The sequence below is a fragment of the Ornithinibacillus contaminans genome (genome assembly GCF_001038425.2).
Lineage (GTDB): Bacteria > Bacillota > Bacilli > Bacillales > Amphibacillaceae > Ornithinibacillus > Ornithinibacillus contaminans.
On the sequence record NZ_LDPV02000036.1, the window covers coordinates 59,073 to 78,006 of the forward strand.

21 protein-coding genes and 1 riboswitch are annotated in these 18,934 nt (G+C 36.3%); of the genes, 2 read left to right on the forward strand and 19 right to left on the reverse strand.

What is annotated here, in order from left to right:
- Positions 1-4: 4 nt before the first annotated feature.
- The 10 genes from der to prsW all read right to left on the reverse strand — a co-directional run bounded on the left by der (position 5) and on the right by prsW (position 9,113).
- Entirely contained in the window at positions 5-1,315 is a 1,311-nt protein-coding gene (gene der / locus JF53_RS09015) for a ribosome biogenesis GTPase Der (RefSeq protein ID WP_047980035.1), read from the reverse strand.
- Positions 1,316-1,434: 119 nt separating this feature from the next.
- Positions 1,435-1,620 carry a capping complex subunit for YIEGIA gene (locus JF53_RS09020; protein WP_047980034.1) on the reverse strand — a complete coding sequence of 62 codons (186 nt, stop codon included), beginning with the start codon at positions 1,618-1,620 and terminating at the stop codon, positions 1,435-1,437.
- Between the two features lie 5 nt (positions 1,621-1,625).
- Complete coding sequence (locus JF53_RS09025; RefSeq protein WP_047980033.1) at positions 1,626-2,513, reverse strand: YIEGIA family protein; 888 nt, start codon at positions 2,511-2,513, stop codon at positions 1,626-1,628.
- Positions 2,506-3,111, reverse strand: coding sequence for a YphA family membrane protein (locus JF53_RS09030; protein ID WP_157052486.1), 606 nt, complete (start codon positions 3,109-3,111; stop codon positions 2,506-2,508). Before JF53_RS09030 ends, JF53_RS09025 begins: the two co-directional genes overlap by 8 nt.
- 114 nt (positions 3,112-3,225) lie before the next feature.
- Positions 3,226-4,359, reverse strand: coding sequence for a 30S ribosomal protein S1 (rpsA, locus tag JF53_RS09035; RefSeq protein ID WP_047980031.1), 1,134 nt, complete (start codon positions 4,357-4,359; stop codon positions 3,226-3,228).
- A gap of 139 nt (positions 4,360-4,498) precedes the next feature.
- Complete coding sequence (cmk, locus tag JF53_RS09040) at positions 4,499-5,170, reverse strand: (d)CMP kinase (protein WP_047980030.1); 672 nt, start codon at positions 5,168-5,170, stop codon at positions 4,499-4,501.
- A 74-nt stretch (positions 5,171-5,244) separates the two neighbouring features.
- Positions 5,245-5,904 (reverse strand): flagellar brake protein, encoded by a 660-nt coding sequence (locus JF53_RS09045; RefSeq protein ID WP_047980029.1) that lies wholly within the window; start codon positions 5,902-5,904, stop codon positions 5,245-5,247.
- A gap of 122 nt (positions 5,905-6,026) precedes the next feature.
- Entirely contained in the window at positions 6,027-7,370 is a 1,344-nt protein-coding gene (gene ypeB, locus JF53_RS09050) for a germination protein YpeB (protein ID WP_047980028.1), read from the reverse strand.
- A 15-nt stretch (positions 7,371-7,385) separates the two neighbouring features.
- On the reverse strand, positions 7,386-8,282 hold the full coding sequence (sleB, locus tag JF53_RS09055; protein ID WP_047980027.1) for a spore cortex-lytic enzyme: 897 nt from the start codon (positions 8,280-8,282) through the stop codon (positions 7,386-7,388).
- A gap of 198 nt (positions 8,283-8,480) precedes the next feature.
- On the reverse strand, positions 8,481-9,113 hold the full coding sequence (prsW, locus tag JF53_RS09060) for a glutamic-type intramembrane protease PrsW (protein ID WP_047980026.1): 633 nt from the start codon (positions 9,111-9,113) through the stop codon (positions 8,481-8,483).
- Between the two features lie 102 nt (positions 9,114-9,215).
- On the opposite strand from prsW, the gene JF53_RS09065 reads away from it, so the two are divergent.
- Complete coding sequence (locus JF53_RS09065; protein WP_047980025.1) at positions 9,216-10,187, forward strand: asparaginase; 972 nt, start codon at positions 9,216-9,218, stop codon at positions 10,185-10,187.
- Positions 10,188-10,275: 88 nt separating this feature from the next.
- Here JF53_RS09065 and JF53_RS09070 read toward each other — a convergent pair whose 3' ends face one another.
- The 7 genes from JF53_RS09070 to JF53_RS09100 all read right to left on the reverse strand — a co-directional run bounded on the left by JF53_RS09070 (position 10,276) and on the right by JF53_RS09100 (position 17,123).
- Complete coding sequence (locus tag JF53_RS09070; protein ID WP_047980024.1) at positions 10,276-11,253, reverse strand: YpdA family putative bacillithiol disulfide reductase; 978 nt, start codon at positions 11,251-11,253, stop codon at positions 10,276-10,278.
- A 94-nt stretch (positions 11,254-11,347) separates the two neighbouring features.
- Complete coding sequence (locus JF53_RS09075; protein WP_047980023.1) at positions 11,348-12,628, reverse strand: Glu/Leu/Phe/Val family dehydrogenase; 1,281 nt, start codon at positions 12,626-12,628, stop codon at positions 11,348-11,350.
- 194 nt (positions 12,629-12,822) lie between these two features.
- A complete protein-coding gene (locus JF53_RS09080) occupies positions 12,823-13,401 on the reverse strand; it encodes a genetic competence negative regulator (RefSeq protein WP_047980022.1) in 579 nt (192 codons plus the stop codon).
- A 231-nt stretch (positions 13,402-13,632) separates the two neighbouring features.
- Positions 13,633-13,950 carry a hypothetical protein gene (locus JF53_RS09085; protein ID WP_047980021.1) on the reverse strand — a complete coding sequence of 106 codons (318 nt, stop codon included), beginning with the start codon at positions 13,948-13,950 and terminating at the stop codon, positions 13,633-13,635.
- Positions 13,951-13,953: 3 nt separating this feature from the next.
- Positions 13,954-14,523 (reverse strand): CPBP family intramembrane glutamic endopeptidase, encoded by a 570-nt coding sequence (locus JF53_RS09090; protein WP_047980020.1) that lies wholly within the window; start codon positions 14,521-14,523, stop codon positions 13,954-13,956.
- A gap of 1 nt (position 14,524) precedes the next feature.
- Positions 14,525-16,060, reverse strand: a complete 1,536-nt coding sequence (locus JF53_RS09095) for a RecQ family ATP-dependent DNA helicase (protein ID WP_047980019.1) — start codon at positions 16,058-16,060, stop codon at positions 14,525-14,527.
- Positions 16,053-17,123 (reverse strand): helix-turn-helix domain-containing protein, encoded by a 1,071-nt coding sequence (locus JF53_RS09100; RefSeq protein ID WP_047980018.1) that lies wholly within the window; start codon positions 17,121-17,123, stop codon positions 16,053-16,055. Before JF53_RS09100 ends, JF53_RS09095 begins: the two co-directional genes overlap by 8 nt.
- 135 nt (positions 17,124-17,258) lie before the next feature.
- Between JF53_RS09100 and JF53_RS09105 the strand changes: the two genes are divergently transcribed.
- On the forward strand, positions 17,259-17,513 hold the full coding sequence (locus JF53_RS09105; RefSeq protein WP_047980017.1) for a ferredoxin: 255 nt from the start codon (positions 17,259-17,261) through the stop codon (positions 17,511-17,513).
- A gap of 90 nt (positions 17,514-17,603) precedes the next feature.
- Here the strand turns inward: JF53_RS09105 and JF53_RS09110 are convergent, their stop codons facing one another.
- Positions 17,604-18,128, reverse strand: coding sequence for an ECF transporter S component (locus tag JF53_RS09110; RefSeq protein ID WP_047980016.1), 525 nt, complete (start codon positions 18,126-18,128; stop codon positions 17,604-17,606).
- 5 nt (positions 18,129-18,133) lie between these two features.
- Complete coding sequence (locus JF53_RS09115) at positions 18,134-18,559, reverse strand: DUF4430 domain-containing protein (protein ID WP_047980015.1); 426 nt, start codon at positions 18,557-18,559, stop codon at positions 18,134-18,136.
- Between the two features lie 158 nt (positions 18,560-18,717).
- A riboswitch (cobalamin riboswitch) is annotated at positions 18,718-18,898 on the reverse strand.
- Between the last annotated feature and the right edge of the window lie 36 nt (positions 18,899-18,934).

Genomic DNA, 18,934 nt, shown 5'->3' on the forward strand with positions numbered 1-18,934 from the left:
TCCCCTAATTCCGTCTACGTGCAAATATTTTAATTGGTGTACCTTCAAAACCAAATGCATCACGAATTTTATTCTCTAAAAATCGTTGATATGAAAAGTGCATTAATTCTGGCTCATTTACAAAAATAACAAAACTAGGTGGTTTCACGGCAACTTGTGTTGCATAAAGCACCTTCAAGCGTTTCCCTTTAACAGTAGGAGTTGGATTCATTGCAATTGCATCCATAATGACATCGTTTAGGACATTTGTTGGAATGCGTTTTGAATGATTTTCACTTGCTATTTGAACCATTGGTAGTAATGTATGCATCCGTTTTTTAGTTTTAGCAGACAAAAATACGATTGGTGCATAATCTAGAAATTGAAAATGCGCTCTAATCTTATCTTCATACTCTTTCATAGCCTTCTCATTCGTCTCGATTGTATCCCATTTATTCACTACGATTACAATCCCTCTACCGGCATCATGCGCATAACCAGCAATCTTCTTATCTTGTTCTCTTATACCCGTCTCAGCATCGATTAAAACGAGAACGACATCTGAACGTTCAATCGCTCTTAAGGCACGTAAAACACTATACTTTTCCGTTGTTTCATAAACCTTCCCGCGCTTTCTCATCCCAGCGGTATCAATAATAACATAGTCTTGTCCATCACGAGTTAAAGAAGTATCAATTGCATCACGTGTCGTTCCTTCGATATCGCTTACAATCACTCTTTCTTCATTTAATAAAGCATTTACTAAGGATGATTTACCAACATTAGGTCGGCCGATTAAACTAAAATAGATGGTGTCTTCGTCTGCTTCTTCTTGTTCAAACTGTGGAAAGTGTTTTACCACTTCATCCAATAGATCACCTAATCCAAGTCCATGTGCTCCTGAAATTGGAAATGGTTCACCGAATCCAAGGGAATAATATTCATATATTTCATCTCGCATTTCAGGATTATCAACTTTATTGACAGCAAGCACAACTGGTTTATTAGATTTAAATAATAATTTAGCTACTTCTTCATCCGCTGCAGTAATTCCTTCTTTAGCATTGACGATAAACACAATAACATCTGCTTCATCAATGGCAACCTCAGCTTGTTGGCGCATTTGTACTAATAATGGTTCATCCCCAATTTCAATTCCACCCGTATCAATTAAATTGAACGTAGTATTTAACCATTCTGCCTGTGAATAAATTCTATCCCTTGTCACTCCAGGAATATCTTCAACAATTGAAATTCTTTCGCCCACTAATCTATTAAAAATCGTTGATTTTCCTACATTTGGTCTGCCTACAATGGCAACTACAGATTTCCTCATCGAAAGGAACATCCTCTCTCTATTCGCTATTTTGGTCTATGTATAAAAGAACCCTACTCAATTTATTAGGATTCCATAACTTTATTCATTCTAGCAAAAGAAATCCAGATTAACAATGGTTAATGTTTTACGATGATAAAAACTTCATCACTTAATGCATGTGCAATTCCGTCCATGATAGCTTCTAAATTTGCGGCTGTTTTATGTAGCTCTTCCTGACTTTCACAAATAAATATTGGTGCGCCACCATCTACCTTCTCTTTATTTGTTGTAATGATGGCTAAAATAGACTTTTCAATAACCATGTTTTTTAACCCTCCTTGTGAAAGGCGTTAGAACGTGAAGGCATACGAATTGCCGTTTCAAGCACTGGAACGGCACCAATGATTGTTTTCGCTTTTTCAATATCTCTAATTTGTGGCAAAATAAAGACCCCGATTCGACCATCATCTAAATCACGCTTGATTAATGGCACAAGTGCGGGTGTGCCGGAGTCACGAAATACACCTAATGAGACAGACACATCATGTAAAATAGCTTGGCGCTGACCTAGGTGAGCAATTGTATTAACGACATTAATATTTTTCGGTGATAATACGAATCCCATTCCATATTTCAATATTTCTGCTTGTCTTTCTGGAAGTCCGATATTCATAATGTAAATATTATCGACATATAGACCAGCCCCTTCAAAATGTGGTTGAGCATACTCTATATTTACAATTTCCTTAATGGTTGAGCCGCTTTGCAATATTTTACTAATGATTAAACATAAGATGGCACCAGCCAGTGCCACATAGATATTCCAAATTAAATAAAATAACGTTCCAACAAATGATGTTAGGATTACTAAATAATTCCTACTCTCAAACGAAATAGCTATCCCTTCAATATAAGCCTTCCCTCGCGATACAAGCTCATAGCTATCAATTTCTGTTAGTGTATTTCTCTCCATATTTCGCACTTCACGAAACTGTGTAGCGGCTACAGTTAAAAAGGTAACAGCAGTAAACTCCATTTCCATAATAGCCGGGACTGCAACCGCACCAAGTGAAGCAGCGATAAAACCTAATGCAACATGAATAATTTTCCCATGTAAATAGGTTGGGTATTGGCGATAATCTGTTTTTAACATCATAATTCTTGCGATAGTACCAATGATAACACCGAATACAATTGGCATCGTATATTCATTCATTTTGCCACCTCAATTGTTGTTTGTATGCTTGTAAAGTTGAAACCATTTTCCCGCGTCCCTTTCGAAGTAATTCCATCAAAACTAACAGAAATAACATAACCAATAGCGTGTCTAAGAAAACAAATTCACCGATTGTCTGTTGAATAGAAAAATTTGCTAGTAAAACACTGTATAATAATTCGCCACCACATAGTCCTAGTGTGCTTATGATCAATCGGCTGATCATTGTTGATGAAATAATACTTACTAAAGCTACACAAATCATGGGAATTAGTAATAGTCTAGGCATAAATAGCCAAACTGGAGCATGAGTTTCCCAAATCAGAATACTCGTATATCCAATCATTATCGTAAATCCTGAAAAGATATGTAATCCCACTCGATTATGCCTAGCTAATGAAATAAACGCACCAGTAAAGATGATTAAGTAAGTAACCGAAAAGGCTAATGATCCAATCGTGACATAAAGATTGGAAAAGATTATTGCTACTAATAGCCACAGCGCTAAAATCGTTCGACGTTTTCCTTTGGGCATTAAAAATGTAACAATCACCCAAAACACCCAACTAAACCAATAAAAATAGATTCCATCCATCATGCTCTCACCCATCATTTATTATTGGTTTCCAATGGTTTTTTAAACCTTTAAAGGGGTTTAGGCATAAAAAAACTTCCTCCTATTCAAGGAAGAAGTTATTTAGAAAAAGATATGTTATTGTTTGAATTTATTTAATTTATCTCCGATTAGATCACCAAACTGGAAGCTTGATTGCTCTTCATCTTTTTCATATTGTTTAAATTCTTTTGCCTCTTGCTCCTGTTCTATTTCACGGATACTTAAGGATATTCGTTCATCAGATTTACTAACATCTAACACTTTGACAGTCACCTGTTGGCCAACTTCTAGCACTTCTTGTGGTGTACTAATATGTCTGTTGGCGATTTGAGAAATATGAACTAACCCTTCAATATTAGGTAAAACCTCTACAAACGCCCCGAAATTCACTAAACGCTTCACCGTACCTTCAACGACTTGACCGGGCTTGATTTGATCCTCAATATTTTCCCATGGTCCTGGTAATACTTTTTTTCGTGAAAGTGAAATTCTTTCATTATCACGGTCAACAGAAAGAACTTCTACCTTCACCTTATCACCTTCTGAAACGACTTCGGTAGCATTTGATACGTGCTCATGAGAAAGCTGGGAAATATGGACTAATCCATCCATTCCGCCAATATCCACAAATACACCAAAATCCGTAATACGTTGAACAGTTCCTTCTAATACTTGACCAACCTCAATTGATTGAAGGATTTGATTCTTCTTGCTTGCCTGTTCAGCTTCCACAACTGCTCGGTGTGATAAAATAACACGATGTTGTTCTTTGTCTAGCTCTGTAATCTTAACCGATAATGTACGATCTTGATAACTTGCAAAATCATCGACGAAATATGTTTCTACTAAAGATGCTGGAATGAATGCTCGTACGCCGATATCGACTACTAACCCACCTTTTACAACTTCTTTAACCTGTACGTCAAATACATCACCACGTTCGAATTTCTCTTCCAGCTCACCCCAAGCAAGCTCGCGATCTACTGTTTTTTTCGAAAGAACTACTTCATCATCTTCCACTTTCTTAATCGATAATGTTAATTCATCACCCACCTGAACAACTTCATGTGGGGTTTCAATATGTAAATTCGATAATTCACTAATCGGGATGATACCTTCTGTTTTAAAACCAAAATCAACTAGAACATGGTTATCCTCAATTTTAACAACTGTTCCTGTGACGGTATCTCCTACATTCACATTTAAATTCTCTTGATTTGTTTCGCTCATATCATTTCCTCCTTAACCAGAACAAGAAAGTAGCTTTTATAATTTCTGAAAAAACCTTCTTTTTAATAACTTCTAATATTTACATTTATTTGTCAAGTAAAGTAAATTGAAATTGTCGCGAATTACTGCTTTTTATTGTTTAAATAAAACGATTAACTTCTTCTAAAATACGATCAGCGACTTCCTCTATCGATAGAGATGTTGTATCAATTTCAATAGCATCGTCCGCCTTGACTAGTGGAGATGCCTCTCGCTCTGAATCAATTAGGTCACGCTTTTCGATTTCTTTCTTTAATTCTTCCAAGTCAGATTCGAAGCCTTTTTTGATATTTTCTATATGGCGTCTAGTGGCGCGTTCTTCAACCGACGCAATTAAAAATATCTTCACTTCTGCATCGGGAATTACCTTTGTTCCAATATCTCGTCCGTCCATAACAACACCACGTTTGGCGGCTAGGGACTGTTGTCTTGAAACCATTTCTTCTCGTATTAAACGATGCTGCGCAACGTATGATACGTTGTTTGTAACCTCATTGGTTCGAATTGCTAAGGTAACGTCACGACCATCTAAAAGCACGCGCTGGCCTTCATCCGTTTGAACTAATTCTATTTTGGTTGATGTTAACAATGAAACTAACGTATCCTCATTATTCACATCGGATTTCTCTTCTAACGCTTTTAACGTAATCGCCCGATACATTGCACCAGTATCGATGTAAATATAGGCTAGCTTGCTGGCAACGATTTTTGCCACCGTGCTTTTTCCAGCTGCTGCCGGTCCATCAATTGCAATTGCGATCTTGTTGTTCATAAAACTCTCATTCCTCTCATTTGTCCATCAATGTTGCACTATTATCATATCACTTACTAACTAATTGTTAAAATTTATTTCATTTCCTTTTGTCTTGCTTCTCGTTGTTTTTCGAAACAGTACCGAATTATTTCTTGTTGCTCTTGGGAGTCGATTGACAGTAATTTAACGGAAGCAGTCCGTGCTTTTCGCTCATCCTCGATAATTCGAACTACCTTTCCAGATAATGTTAAATATTGATAGTCGCCAGAATGCATATGCAATACAACATAAAGCGTAACATTCACATCTTCATTCAATTGCACACCTTTTGGTACAACAATTGATAGTCCACCACCACTGATGTCAACTGTCACAGTTGAAAATGGGGCAAACGCATCATCAGTACTATGGATCGCAACATCAACCGCCGTTTCTACCCGGACATATTGTCTGCGCTGAATTCGTTGAATCTGTTCCTTTTCTGGCAGTCTTAAAGCAAGTGCAGGTATTTTCCCCTTACGCTTTTCTTTAATAATTGTGTTAAAACGATAAATCGATTGATCCTTTTCTATGTACTCTGCAGATAGATAAGTTCCAATTGTAAAAACCTGTGTCCGCTTCGTTTTTACATGGACAGGATAATCGATGAACAAGTATTTCTTATTTTTATCGATTATCTTACAGCGATACATTTCATTTGCGCCACTTTCCGCATTAAATACTTCCAGTGTAAGAAAAGCACCTATTTTCATGTTTATCCCCCGTTTTAAGCCTCATTTGTCTGACACTTTCATTGACATCGAGATTTGTGCCAACCCTCTACTAGTTATTATCACAAAAAAAAAGAAAAAGGGAAAGGTCTAAAACCCTTCCCTTACGAAATTCCCGCGTAATTTATTTCTTTTCCGTTCAGTTTTTCTACTTTTTCCTCTGTACCATCCATCGCATTAATAAAGATACGGTATGTGTCATTTCCTAGTAATCCTAAATATTCATAGGTTAGCACTTCTTCCCCTAAATCATTATCGATTACCGCTAAAAATTCTTCTTGAATTTCTACATTAGGATTCACAAATTCTCTTGCATCTTCCATTGTAAGCTTTGGCTTCGGGAGTTCTCTTTCATGATGATTCATAAAATAATTATTGGCTGTTAGTCCTAGAATATCGCCATTATCAAGTGCTACTTTTACTTCTATCGCATCTGAGAATACCCGAACACCATCCTGGTCGTAAATAAACGAATACATGCCAACATTATCAAACTCACTACTATCTAATAAGATCATGCTTTCAAAGTCATGTTCCTGTATATATTTTTCCGCAATTTTGTAGCCATCGTTTAAGCTTAGTTTTTTCTCGCCAACAGGTCGGTCTACTAATAATGTTATCGGATGACCACCCTTTTCGGTTACATCAAGATAGGCGCTTTTGTTGCCCTCGTTATAAGATACGCTATAGAGCGGAATATCTGCTCCTTCACCAGTTTTCGTAACGGTTATGTTCTTATCATTTTTTATATTAAACAAATCCTGACTATACTGTACTACTTTTGATTCGGATAATTTATTACCGGAAACATTTTCGTATTTGTGATTTGCTGATGATGTGCCAATAATCGAGGAGTCAACATTACTCTCAGAAAATCCTTCTACTTTTTTCTCGACTGTTTTAAAGCCATCGATAATCGTATTGTCTGCTTGCTCATCCTCTGTTGCCAAAGCAAGCTGTACATCCATCCAGCGAAGGTTATTCTCCATTGCGGTATGCTGCACCTGTCTTAGTTCATCCTTTATATCACCTGCTTGTTGATATAGATTTTCTAACGTTTTTACTTCATCATCCGATAAAGGGTCCTTCTCTAAATCTCTAATGGCAGTTCGATAAGTAAAATCACCAATGTTTGAGAGAAATTCTTCAGTTTTATTAAATGGCAAAAGCGTTAATGGGAGTTGCCCTACATTTGATAAGGCTTCTGATGTCAATCGCCAAATCTCCGCAAGTTGTGGTGATAAGCGCTCTCTCGAATTCATCGCAATTGCTGTCCCGATTTTATCATGCATCAGATCTACATTGTATGTTAATTCGTGAAAGGAACGCTGATATGTGTTTTCCGCCTGAATTAGGATTGCGTTTTTTTCTTGATGCTCTTTATAGCCCCAAGCCGCAGTTCCTGCCACGCCTACTGCTAATACTGCTATTGCTATCCAACGAATCATAATTTCCTCACCTCTCTATTTACAGAAGATATGTTTACCGATTTGTTTAATTTGAGGTCTTCCCCAAATCCAGCTTGATGTCGCGGTATCTGGGTTAAAATAATAGATTGCTTCACCTGTAGGATCCCAGCCATTAATTGCATCTAATACCGCCTCTTTTGCTTTTTGATTTGGTGTTAACCAGATTTGACCATCTGCAACGGCAGTAAATGCTCGCGGTTCAAAAATAACACCAGCCACTGTATTTGGAAATGTCGCACTTTCTACACGATTTAAAATAACGGAAGCTACTGCTACTTGACCCTCATACGGTTCACCTCTTGCTTCACCATACACGGCATTTGCCATTAGATTAATATCGTTTTGTGAAAATCCTTGTGGAACGTTAACAGCTGCAGTTGTTCGTTCGGGAGCTGCTTGTTGTGTGTTATTTGCCGTATTCTGTGTATTTGTACTTGGCTGTTGTTTTGCTGGAGCTGTGTTTTTTGGTTGTTGATTTTTTGGTTGTTGATTTTTTGGTTTCGTTTGCTTAGTTAAATCCGTACCACCATAGTACGTAAAATCATTCCCTTTACGAATTTGCTCATGTACCCATTTCGCATCAAATTTTGACGCTTTATGCAACTTGTTTTTTGTTTTAACACCAGCTAAACCATCTATTTTTAGTCCAAAAGCTTTTTGAAAATTACGAAGTGCCCAGTATGTTTCCCATCCAAATACACCATCAATTTTACCTTTGTAATAGCCAACATATTGCAAACGCGCCTGTAACTCAATTACATCATCACCCATTGCACCTCGCTGAATCACTTGGTTTGTAAAGGCATCTACTTCTTTAGGATTATATGTTTCTTGAAGTCCTATCGTAAATAGACATATAATAATTAAAAAGAAGCTTTTTTTCCATGTCATGTTGAGTCCTCTCGCTTTCTTCATTATCTAGTAGTATCTATTTTTCGATGAAATGGTTTATTTATGCATGAAATTCACGATTAATTTTTAGAAAACAAGTTTCAAAAATCAAGCTTTCCATTACTACTAGAGAGGAAATTTAACATAAAAAAACCACTTATTGCGTTATAAGTGGTCTACAAATGATACAATATTAGTTTAATGTGTGGCTTTTCGCGTACGATGCAAACCGAACCACCAAAGGATAATCATGAACGGTATGATAACAAACGCCCATTTATCGGTGACGGATAGCATGAAATTATAACTACCATGTAGCGTAAGTGGAATCAGTAATGCAAGTATGATATTCCAGTAAACATATCGGTTATTCATTTTAGCTTTACCGAAATGGTAGCCCATAATGACCCCAAATAAAGCATGTGATGATACGGGGAATAACGCTCTCGTAAATGCGTATTCGATCCCATTTGCAAACAAATAAAGAATGTTTTCTACCGTTGCAAACCCTAAACTGATGGAGACCGCATAGACTATCCCGTCATAATGCGCATCAAATTCTGTGTGCTGATAGATTACATAGCGAAAAATAAACCATTTGAAAAACTCTTCTAAAAAAGCAACAACAAAAAAGGATTGGATAAATACATTCCCTAAATGGCCACTTTCATCTATTGCATATTGAATAAACATAATAGGAAATACGATTAAACTTCCATAGATAAATGTACGAACAATAAGTGTAATTGGCTCGGTGATTTTATCTTTTAAATAAAAAAATGACATAAGTGCTAACGCAGGAGCAACTCCAGCAGTAATAATTGCAAGCATAAAGATACCCTTTCATTTAAGAACTACCTTAATCGTAACACTTAACCCTATAGTTGAAAATAGAGAAATTTTTAAAGAAATTAATTGAATGCAGGTGACAATATGAAAAAAATAATCATTATTCATACCGGTGGAACAATCTCGATGCTCGAAAATAAAGAAACAGGCGAAGTAAATACGGTTACCGATCATCCGTTATCTAACATACCCTATCAATTTAAAGAGGACGTAGTAATTGATGAACATATTGAATTTTCACTACCATCTCCTCATATGACACCAAATCATATGTTAACATTAGCCAAAACCGTAACACGCTTTATTCAACAATATGATGGTATTGTCATAACACACGGGACAGATACACTAGAGGAAACGGCTTACTTTCTAAATAGTATATTAGATACCGAAAAGCCCGTCATTTTAACCGGTGCAATGCGTTCCAGTAACGAAATTGGATCTGATGCATTATACAATTTGATAAGTTCCATTCGGGTTGTTTTGTCTAAAGATGCTTATAAAAAAGGTGTATTAGTTGTAATGAATGATGAAATTCACAGTGCAACTAATGTAACAAAAACATCAACGAGTAATATTGCGACCTTCCAAAGTCCACAATATGGACCTATTGGAATTGTAACAAAGGAATCAATTATCTTTCATCACCAGCTAATTAGTAATATTACTTTGCCTATTGATACGATAACGAAGAACATATTTCTATTAAAAGCGTATGCAGGAATGGATAAACAAATAATTGAAGCAATTCATGCCGGAAAACCAGATGGGTTAGTTATTGAAGGACTTGGTCAAGGGAACCTGCCAAAAGAAACGATTGAACCAATCCAAAAGATGCTTGCTGATAATATTCCAATAGTCTTAGTATCTAGGTGTTTTAGAGGAACTGTACAACCAACTTATGCTTATGAAGGTGGAGGGAAACAGCTAAAAGAAATGGGTATCATTTTTACCAATGGACTTACAGGACCAAAAGCGCGCTTAAAGCTATTAATTGCTTTAGAATATACTTCCGATCTAGAACAAATACGGAACCTATTCGAGAATGATTATTAATCAATAAAATAGACAAGGATGGTGTAAGCTTAAATGACAAGCCGACACCATCCTTGTTTCCTATTCATCAATATGGTAACAAGAGGAATTACCTACTTGCAATGACTTTCGCAATTTTTTCCCCATGGAATCTTCCGTTTTCAATAAATATTTCATTATTATTATTTCCGGAAGCAACAACACCTGCAACGAAGACCCCTTTAACATTCGTTTCATAAGTATCTTCGTTATATACTGGTTTTCCATTCTCCGGAACAACCGAAACTCCTATTTCATTAATTAACGTATAATTAGGTCGGTAGCCTGTCATCGCAAATACAAAGTCACTGGCAATTTCTTTCTCATTGCCATCTACTGTATAATATAAAGCATCCTCAGTAATTTTTGACACTTCTGCTTGAAATTCCATCTTGATAATTTCTTTTCGAACTAGCGAATCAAAGTCAGGTAAAATCCAAGGCTTGATACTCTTAGAGTAAGTTTTACCTCGGTACAATACAGTAATTATTGCACCTGCCTTATGTAGCTCTAGTGCCGCATCAACAGCTGAGTTTTTTCCACCTATGACAACAACATTCTTCTTGTAATATGGATGGCCTTCTTTAAAGTAATGCATTACGTGCGGTAATTCTTCACCTGGTACATTCATCCTATTCGGTTGATCATAGTAACCGGTAGCGATAATTACATTTTCTGCTGAATACTGTACTTTTTCGCCCGAGAACTTTTCTGTTGAAATTAGAAAGGTGCCCTCTTCTGATTTTTTTACTGACATAACGTTTTCAAATGAATGAATCCTTAATTGCTTACGTTCAGCAACATTACGGTAGTAAGCTAGCGCCTGATTTCTAACTGGCTTCTGTCTTTCGGTTATAAATGGAATATCCCCAATCTCAAGCTTATCACTTGAGCTAAAAAAAGTTTGGTGTGTTGGATAATGATAAATCGCATTGGCAATATTACCCTTCTCAATAATTAATGCATCAATACCTTGTTCTTGAAGTGCTATACAACAGGCAAGTCCGCATGGACCAGCCCCAATAATAATTACTTTTTCTTTCTGCAATCTACGTACACATCCTTCATCAATCTATAACTAAAACCAAAAAACCCTTATCGTTTCGCGTGATAAGAGTTATAAGATTAGACCATAAGCAAAATTAAACCCAGCCACGGAAGCGTGATGCTTCTGCCATTTTTCTAACACCGACCATATAGGCGGCTAAACGCATATCGATTCTTCGCGTCTGTGCCGTGTCAAAGATGGTGTTAAACGACTTGGTCATGGTTGATAGAAGCTTCTCGTCAATTTCCTCTTCGGTCCAATAATACCCTTGATTGTTTTGTACCCACTCAAAGTAAGAAACAGTTACTCCTCCTGCAGAAGCTAATACATCAGGGACTAACAAGATTCCTCTGTCTGTTAATATTTTCGTTGCTTCCATTGTAGTTGGGCCATTGGCTGCTTCTACAACTATACTTGCTTTGATTTTATGCGCATTCTCTTCTGTTATTTGGTTTTCCACCGCAGCCGGAACGAGAATATCGCAATCCATTTCTAATAATTCTTTATTGGAAATTGTATTATTAAATAATTTCGTCACTGTACCAAAACTATCTCTTCGGTCCAGTAAATAGTCAATATCCAATCCTTCAGAGTCATAAAGCGCTCCATATGCATCTGAGATTCCAACCACTATTGCCCCAGCATCATGTAAGAACTTGGATAGAAAGCTACCCGCATTACCAAATCCTTGCACGATAATCTTAGCGCCTTTCACGTCAATATTTCGCTTTTTAGCTGCTTCATTGATACATATTGTAACACCTTTTGCCGTTGCAGATTCTCGACCATGGGAACCACCTAACACAATTGGTTTCCCGGTTATGAAACCTGGACTATTAAATTCATCAATTCTGCTATATTCATCCATCATCCATGCCATAATTTGTGAATTAGTAAATACATCCGGTGCAGGTATGTCTTTTGTCGGTCCAACAATTTGACTTATTGCTCGGACATAACCACGACTTAGTGCTTCTAATTCACGAAATGACATTTCACGAGGATCACAAATAATACCGCCTTTACCCCCACCATATGGTAAATCAACAATTCCAGCCTTTAAGCTCATCCACATGGATAATGCTTTTACCTCTGTTTCGGTAACGTCAGGGTGAAATCGTATCCCACCTTTTGTAGGACCAACCGCATCATTGTGTTGTGCACGATAACCAGTGAAGATTTTAGTTGAACCATCATCCATCCGAACAGGAATACGAACTGTCATCATACGGAGTGGCTCTTTTAACAACTCATAAACTTCATCAGGGTAACCCAACTTCTCCAGTGCATTTTTTACAACAGTTTGAGTGGAACTCAGTACGTCCAATTGCTTCTTCTTTTCTTTGGTAGAATCTGCTGCTTTATCGGCTACCATGAATTTACCTCCTAAAGATCTTATAAATATTTATAAATAGCTATTCTCAGAGATTAGTATACACGTTCAATATAAATATGCAATAAATAAACGTGTATTTTTACATTTAAATTAAGTTTCATGTAAGCGCTTTACTAGCATATCATTTTTTGTCGTATATTGTCATCTAGCAGTTAAAAAATAGTTAGAAATACTCATGAGAATTTTTCGTTTATCGTTTCAATTGCATTAGCGTGTATAATCACTTTGCCGTATTCTTTTAAACGATGTGACGTTACGATACTCGGGCTAGAAAACTCTGACATTAATGCAATAATATTTTCTTTGTGATTTCCATTTAATTCATTTCGGTTTAGTAGCATGTAATATCGATTTTCCATATAAAACACTTGCCCACCTAGTACTTGAAGCGAATTTAAATAGGCCGAAACCTGTATAATATTTTCGAAATCATTAAATGAAAAAATTAATTCTTTACTCTCATCAAGTGTCACTTTCATTTCAATGAAATCCTCATCCCAATCTATTTGATCACAATTCTGGGTAACAATTACATGCATTCCTTGTGCCTGCATTAAATAAACATGGACATAGAGTTTGCCTTCAAGCTCAAATCCAAGTTCTGAGCTTGCTTCATACATAACATCTGTAAAGAGATTTTGAATGCTGGTTGCATCGTACCATATGTCCTCTTTTGTGAATCCGCGCTCAACTAAATCATCAAATGTCAAAAATATCGTAAATTGACTACTGGACACCCTCTCAATACGCACATAGCATCCTCCTCAAAATAGCAATGACAATCCAATTACATGGAATCACTTCCATTTTCGACCATATACGATAGTTTCTTATTGATAGTATATGCCGATTTTAAAATTGTTGAACGGTATACAAGTTTAATCTTACCGTACCATTTTTATACAACATGTTTACGAAGTTCAACTGTGTGAGCTTGCAAAAGCATTGTAACCAATTTATGCCCTTACGAGACATCGTATAACTTAGAAAGAAACTAATCCAATATCAACTAAATAAATAAATAGCGCCACTACTAGCAAACAAATAGCAACCATCGATAGTCGAATGAACGGTTTCCTTATTTTTAGTCGCGTTCTCTTCTTCTTTATTCCATGAACTTCACTTCTCGGAGGGAGATTTAGTATGTTCATTGGATTAGCGGTGCTTGAATTGATGCTTTCAGAATAGATCTCCTGTGATTCGCTGCTAACCTTTTCTTCACTTTCATTCGATTGAAGCTCTTGTAATATTTCTCTAAGCTCTTTCGCTTGATCGTGATGAATATTTTTCTTTTCTTCCATTACCTATTCCCCCTTCAGTTTTATAAATAAGCCTAGTAAAAAATCAACTATGAAATGACAACTCATCGTCACGAATACGTTCTCTGTTACTTCAAATATATAGCCTAATAAAAAGCTTACTGCCATGATGGAAACGAATAAAACTGGCTTTTTCAAATAACGAAAATGGATTAGCCCAAATAGTAAGCTGGCAACAATATAACCGAAGGAGCTTTGTATGACACCTCGAAAGAATAACTCTTCTGAAACGGCAACTAGCAATGTCAGTAAAAACAGCTTACCAACACGTAAATTAGAAAATACTCTTCTGTTAATTCCGCCATCGTCATAATAGTCATTTGGTAGTAGCCTGGTTAGTAGTAGGTCAATCAGTACGATTGCTATTCCTGGAATAATCCCCCAAAATACGATTTGAGAAACGGAGAACTGGAAGAGCCGTGTCCAGCTATTCCAGTCTTCAAATAGTATTGAACCAGATATAATCGCTAGCGCAATAAACATAAGCTGTGTATAAATGACAGACATTCGCAGTTCCTCATCTGTTATACGTGCAAGTAGCTCTTCTTGTTTCATATTACTCCCCTATAGCAAGCAGTTGTTTTAATTTCTTTTCCCAATTTAATTCTTCTTTTTCTCTAATGGTACTTTCAGGAGTAAATTCTTGTAAATTAATACCGCAATTACTACAGCATACACTAGATGCCGTGTAATTTTCCTGAAATTTTGTATAGAGCTTTTCTCTTAAACAGGTTTCGGTGTGAATCCAAGTTAACATATCTTGTAACTTTGTTTGTTTAATATCCATCCGTTCATTCCTGATTTGTTTTAATTGCTCGATGATTTCATCCCATTTACCTTTGTCATAGTGTAAACCATTTTCTAGCTTCCCGCTATATTTTTCTATATTGGCAGTGATAAAGCGCCATTGTGTTTCACTTATTTCCAATGTCGTTTGAACCTGCGTGGCATTATTAGTTAATAACGCTTTAGGATCAGCATCACTTGCAAATAGTTGGCAAACACGCTCAATGTCATGATTAGATGGTAGCTCGCTTTGAATTAACTGCTTCGGTAAAAATTCATCCTGTTTTAAATAAAGTAATACACTAACACTTCTCCTGCCATCTCTACCCGCCCTGCCGATCTCTTGTATATACGATTCCAATTGACCTGGTAAATGATAATGAAAGACAAATCGAATATTTTCCTTATTAATTCCCATTCCAAATGCACTCGTACAACAAACAACATCTAGCTGATCATTCATAAACTGTTGCTGGATCGTAATTCGGTCCATTTGTTCCATACCACCATGATAAAAGGCAATTCGATGATTAGGAAGTCTTTCTCTAAGCTGGTGCGAGACTATTTCAGCAGCTGTTTTTGAAGAGAAATATACTAACGAAGGCACCTTATGATTAGCTAACATATTCTCGATAATTTCTAGCTTCTCCTCGTTATCCATTACTTCCTGTACCGATAGCACAATATTACTTCGGTCCATTGGGTAAATATGCTTTTGAATATTCGGTTTATGAAGTGATGTAAGAATATCTTCTTGCACATCTTTCGTAGCTGTAGCGCTTAACGCAAGCACTGTCGGGCTACCTAGTTGTTCGATTACAGTATGCAATCTCTGATAGTCAGGTCGAAATTCGTGTCCCCATTGCGATATACAATGTGCTTCATCAATTACAAATAAACGAATTGTTAATTTAGCTAAATAAAACTGTAATTCCTCTTGTTGTAATATTTCAGGAGAAACATAGATTAGTTTATAGTGATGCAGGTTCTTATAGACATCTTTTCTTCGCTCATAATCCATGAAGCTATTAAGCGCAACCACATCCTTGAATCCCGTTGCCTTCAGTTCCTTTACTTGGTCAATCATTAAGGAAATCAGAGGTGAAACGACAATGGTGGTCCCTTCCAATAGTCGCGCAGGTAATTGATAGCATATCGATTTACCCGAACCGGTTGGTAGAATTCCTAATACATCCTTACCCTGCAATACATCGGAGATAATTTCCTTTTGGCCAGTACGAAACGTTGCATAGCCAAAATGCCGCTTCAGCATATCTTCTAATGGTATTCGTTCTGATTTAGACATATATCTCATCCTCGAGTAAATAATCATTTAATTTTGCTATCACAAGTCTAATTTGAAAATAGTCAATGGACGGTGGGCAATTCGATTTAATCGTCTTTAACTTATACGTTTTATACGTACGTATCACATCTACTATGGTCTCTCTTGATTCCCTACTCACATACAAATCAATCTGAAATTCATCGTCATACAACGCGATTTCAACAATATGATCGTAAATGGTATTTAATTTTAGATTTCTCTTTTGCGCAATAGTAGCTGGTGTTAGGTTATGTTTGAGTAAGTGATACGTTTCATTTGCGGTTTTCGTAATAAATTTATTTTCATAATTTCCTATTGTGAGCAAATACAGTAATGGGTAGCTCGCCTGATCATGTTGTATTAATGTCAAGAAGCGATGTGTTATTCCTGTTAAATAGAAATAGACATCCAGCAATTCTAAGCCATGTTTTTCGGCTAATTGATTCAAGCTCATTCCATAATGCCTATAACCTGTTAGCCTGTTTACAAATAGTTCAGCCTCTAGATTAGGAAACTGTTTTAGAAGTTGACTTAATTCACCGTGTAGAGCAACTGCAGGATTGACTTCCTGCTTTATTTGTTTTAGAAATACCTTCTTTATCCAATCTGTTACAACTGGATTATCAACAATTGGAATAAACGAACGCTCGTTCATTTGTAAGTTCGATATTAGCTGAAATACTAAATAAAACCGCTCTTGAAACAAGCTATCTTTTCCGGTATACCGTAACCCATTAAAATACGATATGGGATAGCGTAAGGATAGCTTTGTCAAATAGCTTCTTCCATCCTCTGTCAGACGACAGAATCCATCTGAATCACTTATCAGATACCCGCTTTTCATTAACTGATCGATAAAGCTATTGTAATATGATTTTGATAAAGATGGACATATTCCGTAATACGTTTCAAGTTGAAAAATCCTTGCATCCTGAACGGATTGAATTGACTTTTTTCCCGTTATCATATGATAAATTCCTGCGATAGAACGATTTTCATTAATCCGACCGATACAATCTAGTAAAATCGCTTCAAAAAACACGATGAATCTCCTCTTTTCATTTACTATCTTAATGATACCATTGATTGCAAGAGTTGAATTATACTATTTTTCAAATTAAAATAGATTTAGGTCCATCTTTTAATCAGTATGGAGCAGTTAGGAGTAATTAAAATAATGCGAGTGAAATATACAATAGTGGATAAAGATACATGTATTGCTTGTGGAGCCTGTGGTGTTACGTGTCCCATTGTTTTTGATTATGATGATGAGGGACTTGCCTATGTGCAACTCGATGATAATTATGGTAGTAAGGAACTTCCACAAGAACTTGAAGATGATGTATTCGACGCTTATGAGGGTTGTCCTAGTGACTCAATAAAAATTGCTGAGCAACCATTTTACGGGAATCCGTTACGGTTTGAAGATTAATAGAGGGAAATTATTTTTCAAATGATCACTATAAAATTTTTTAAGGAGGAGTCTCCGACGTGTATTTATGTACATGTGGAGACTCCTTTATTACTTCTTTGGGCTACTCATATAGGCTAAATGATTTTTCCGATAGCGGTCAAACAAATAAGAAATTGTCGGGTATAAAATAACCATAAACACCGCATTACCGATTGCGTGATTCGTATCAAATGGTAATCCGATTAGATAATATGCCAAAAATCCTTGTCCGGTAATTTGATAATTCGTTAACGAAACAATAAATCCGTACAGGTAGCCACTAAGGATTGCAAGGATTATAACGACATAAAATGGCGGCTTTGGTCTATATTTCCCAACTATTCCGCTTAAACAGCCAATTATCGCCCAGGAGACAATTTGCCAAATTGTCCAAATACCTGTGCCTAACACCATATTGGATAAAAAAGTAACTAAGAATGCTAGAACAATTCCTGCAGTTGGTCCTAAAAATATACCACAAATAATTATAATCGACGTGACAGGCTGGAAATTAGGAATGAAATTAAACACTAACCTTCCAACGATCGCAAGGGTAGCAAGTAAGGCTAGTATTGTAACTTTATAGACACTCACTTACATCATTCCCATGATTGAAAATCAAATAAGACTTCATCACCATCTGAAAGTTCTGTTTCTGAAGCACCTTTTGAAGCAAACTCACCGTTTATATAAAACAACCAAGCTTTTTTAAGTTCTCCAGAATCATCATTAATTCCTTCAATTGACGTAATATAGCCATCTGTTTCCTCTATCTCAAAATTTTGCTTCATCACGTCTAATAGGATTGCACCTGATTCAACTTCAACTTGCTTATCCTCTACTACTTCCGATTCCTTATCAAGCGATACCTTTAGTTGAATTGTAATGGTTTCTTGCTGCTCTGTTTCTACTTCTTGATTTGGGCTATTTTCTTGCTTGTTTTCAGTTGCTTTCTCGTCTGTACAACCAACCAATAGAATAAGACCAACTACTAAAATCCCAATCAAATGTAAATACTTTCTCATTTCCTCATCCTCCATTTACAGTAATTCTGAGAACAGGAAGACAAAAAAGAGTTAACCTCCGATAAGGTTAACTCTTTAGACATCTTAATTAGCATAAATAAGCATATGGAATACTTTTTATGTACGAAAATGTCTCAATTGTCCTATCCTCGGGATCATTGATACAACTGATAATTGGCAGGTCTACTGACTTGTGATTACAAACCTACTTTAAGCCCTTCCCGTATTATTCATACAGTGGATATGCTTATTTCGTCATCACTTACAGTTGCGAGGACAGCTCTAGATTTTCACTAGATTCCCTATTAAGCGAAATGCACCAACATCAACTTTAATGTATTCAATTCTAATCACTATACTAACACACCATACAAG

What these genes read in the sequence shown, in the direction of transcription:
- der (WP_047980035.1), bottom strand. Translation starts at nt 1,315, where the DNA reads ATGAGGAAATCTGTAGTTGCCATTGTAGGCAGACCAAATGTAGGAAAA.
- JF53_RS09020 (WP_047980034.1), bottom strand. Translation starts at nt 1,620, where the DNA reads ATGGTTATTGAAAAGTCTATTTTAGCCATCATTACAACAAATAAAGAG.
- JF53_RS09025 (WP_047980033.1), bottom strand. Translation starts at nt 2,513, where the DNA reads ATGAATGAATATACGATGCCAATTGTATTCGGTGTTATCATTGGTACT.
- JF53_RS09030 (WP_157052486.1), bottom strand. Translation starts at nt 3,111, where the DNA reads ATGATGGATGGAATCTATTTTTATTGGTTTAGTTGGGTGTTTTGGGTG.
- rpsA (WP_047980031.1), bottom strand. Translation starts at nt 4,359, where the DNA reads ATGAGCGAAACAAATCAAGAGAATTTAAATGTGAATGTAGGAGATACC.
- cmk (WP_047980030.1), bottom strand. Translation starts at nt 5,170, where the DNA reads ATGAACAACAAGATCGCAATTGCAATTGATGGACCGGCAGCAGCTGGA.
- JF53_RS09045 (WP_047980029.1), bottom strand. Translation starts at nt 5,904, where the DNA reads ATGAAAATAGGTGCTTTTCTTACACTGGAAGTATTTAATGCGGAAAGT.
- ypeB (WP_047980028.1), bottom strand. Translation starts at nt 7,370, where the DNA reads ATGATTCGTTGGATAGCAATAGCAGTATTAGCAGTAGGCGTGGCAGGA.
- sleB (WP_047980027.1), bottom strand. Translation starts at nt 8,282, where the DNA reads ATGACATGGAAAAAAAGCTTCTTTTTAATTATTATATGTCTATTTACG.
- prsW (WP_047980026.1), bottom strand. Translation starts at nt 9,113, where the DNA reads ATGCTTGCAATTATTACTGCTGGAGTTGCTCCTGCGTTAGCACTTATG.
- JF53_RS09065 (WP_047980025.1), top strand. Translation starts at nt 9,216, where the DNA reads ATGAAAAAAATAATCATTATTCATACCGGTGGAACAATCTCGATGCTC.
- JF53_RS09075 (WP_047980023.1), bottom strand. Translation starts at nt 12,628, where the DNA reads ATGGTAGCCGATAAAGCAGCAGATTCTACCAAAGAAAAGAAGAAGCAA.
- JF53_RS09085 (WP_047980021.1), bottom strand. Translation starts at nt 13,950, where the DNA reads ATGGAAGAAAAGAAAAATATTCATCACGATCAAGCGAAAGAGCTTAGA.
- JF53_RS09090 (WP_047980020.1), bottom strand. Translation starts at nt 14,523, where the DNA reads ATGAAACAAGAAGAGCTACTTGCACGTATAACAGATGAGGAACTGCGA.
- JF53_RS09095 (WP_047980019.1), bottom strand. Translation starts at nt 16,060, where the DNA reads ATGTCTAAATCAGAACGAATACCATTAGAAGATATGCTGAAGCGGCAT.
- JF53_RS09105 (WP_047980017.1), top strand. Translation starts at nt 17,259, where the DNA reads ATGCGAGTGAAATATACAATAGTGGATAAAGATACATGTATTGCTTGT.
- JF53_RS09115 (WP_047980015.1), bottom strand. Translation starts at nt 18,559, where the DNA reads ATGAGAAAGTATTTACATTTGATTGGGATTTTAGTAGTTGGTCTTATT.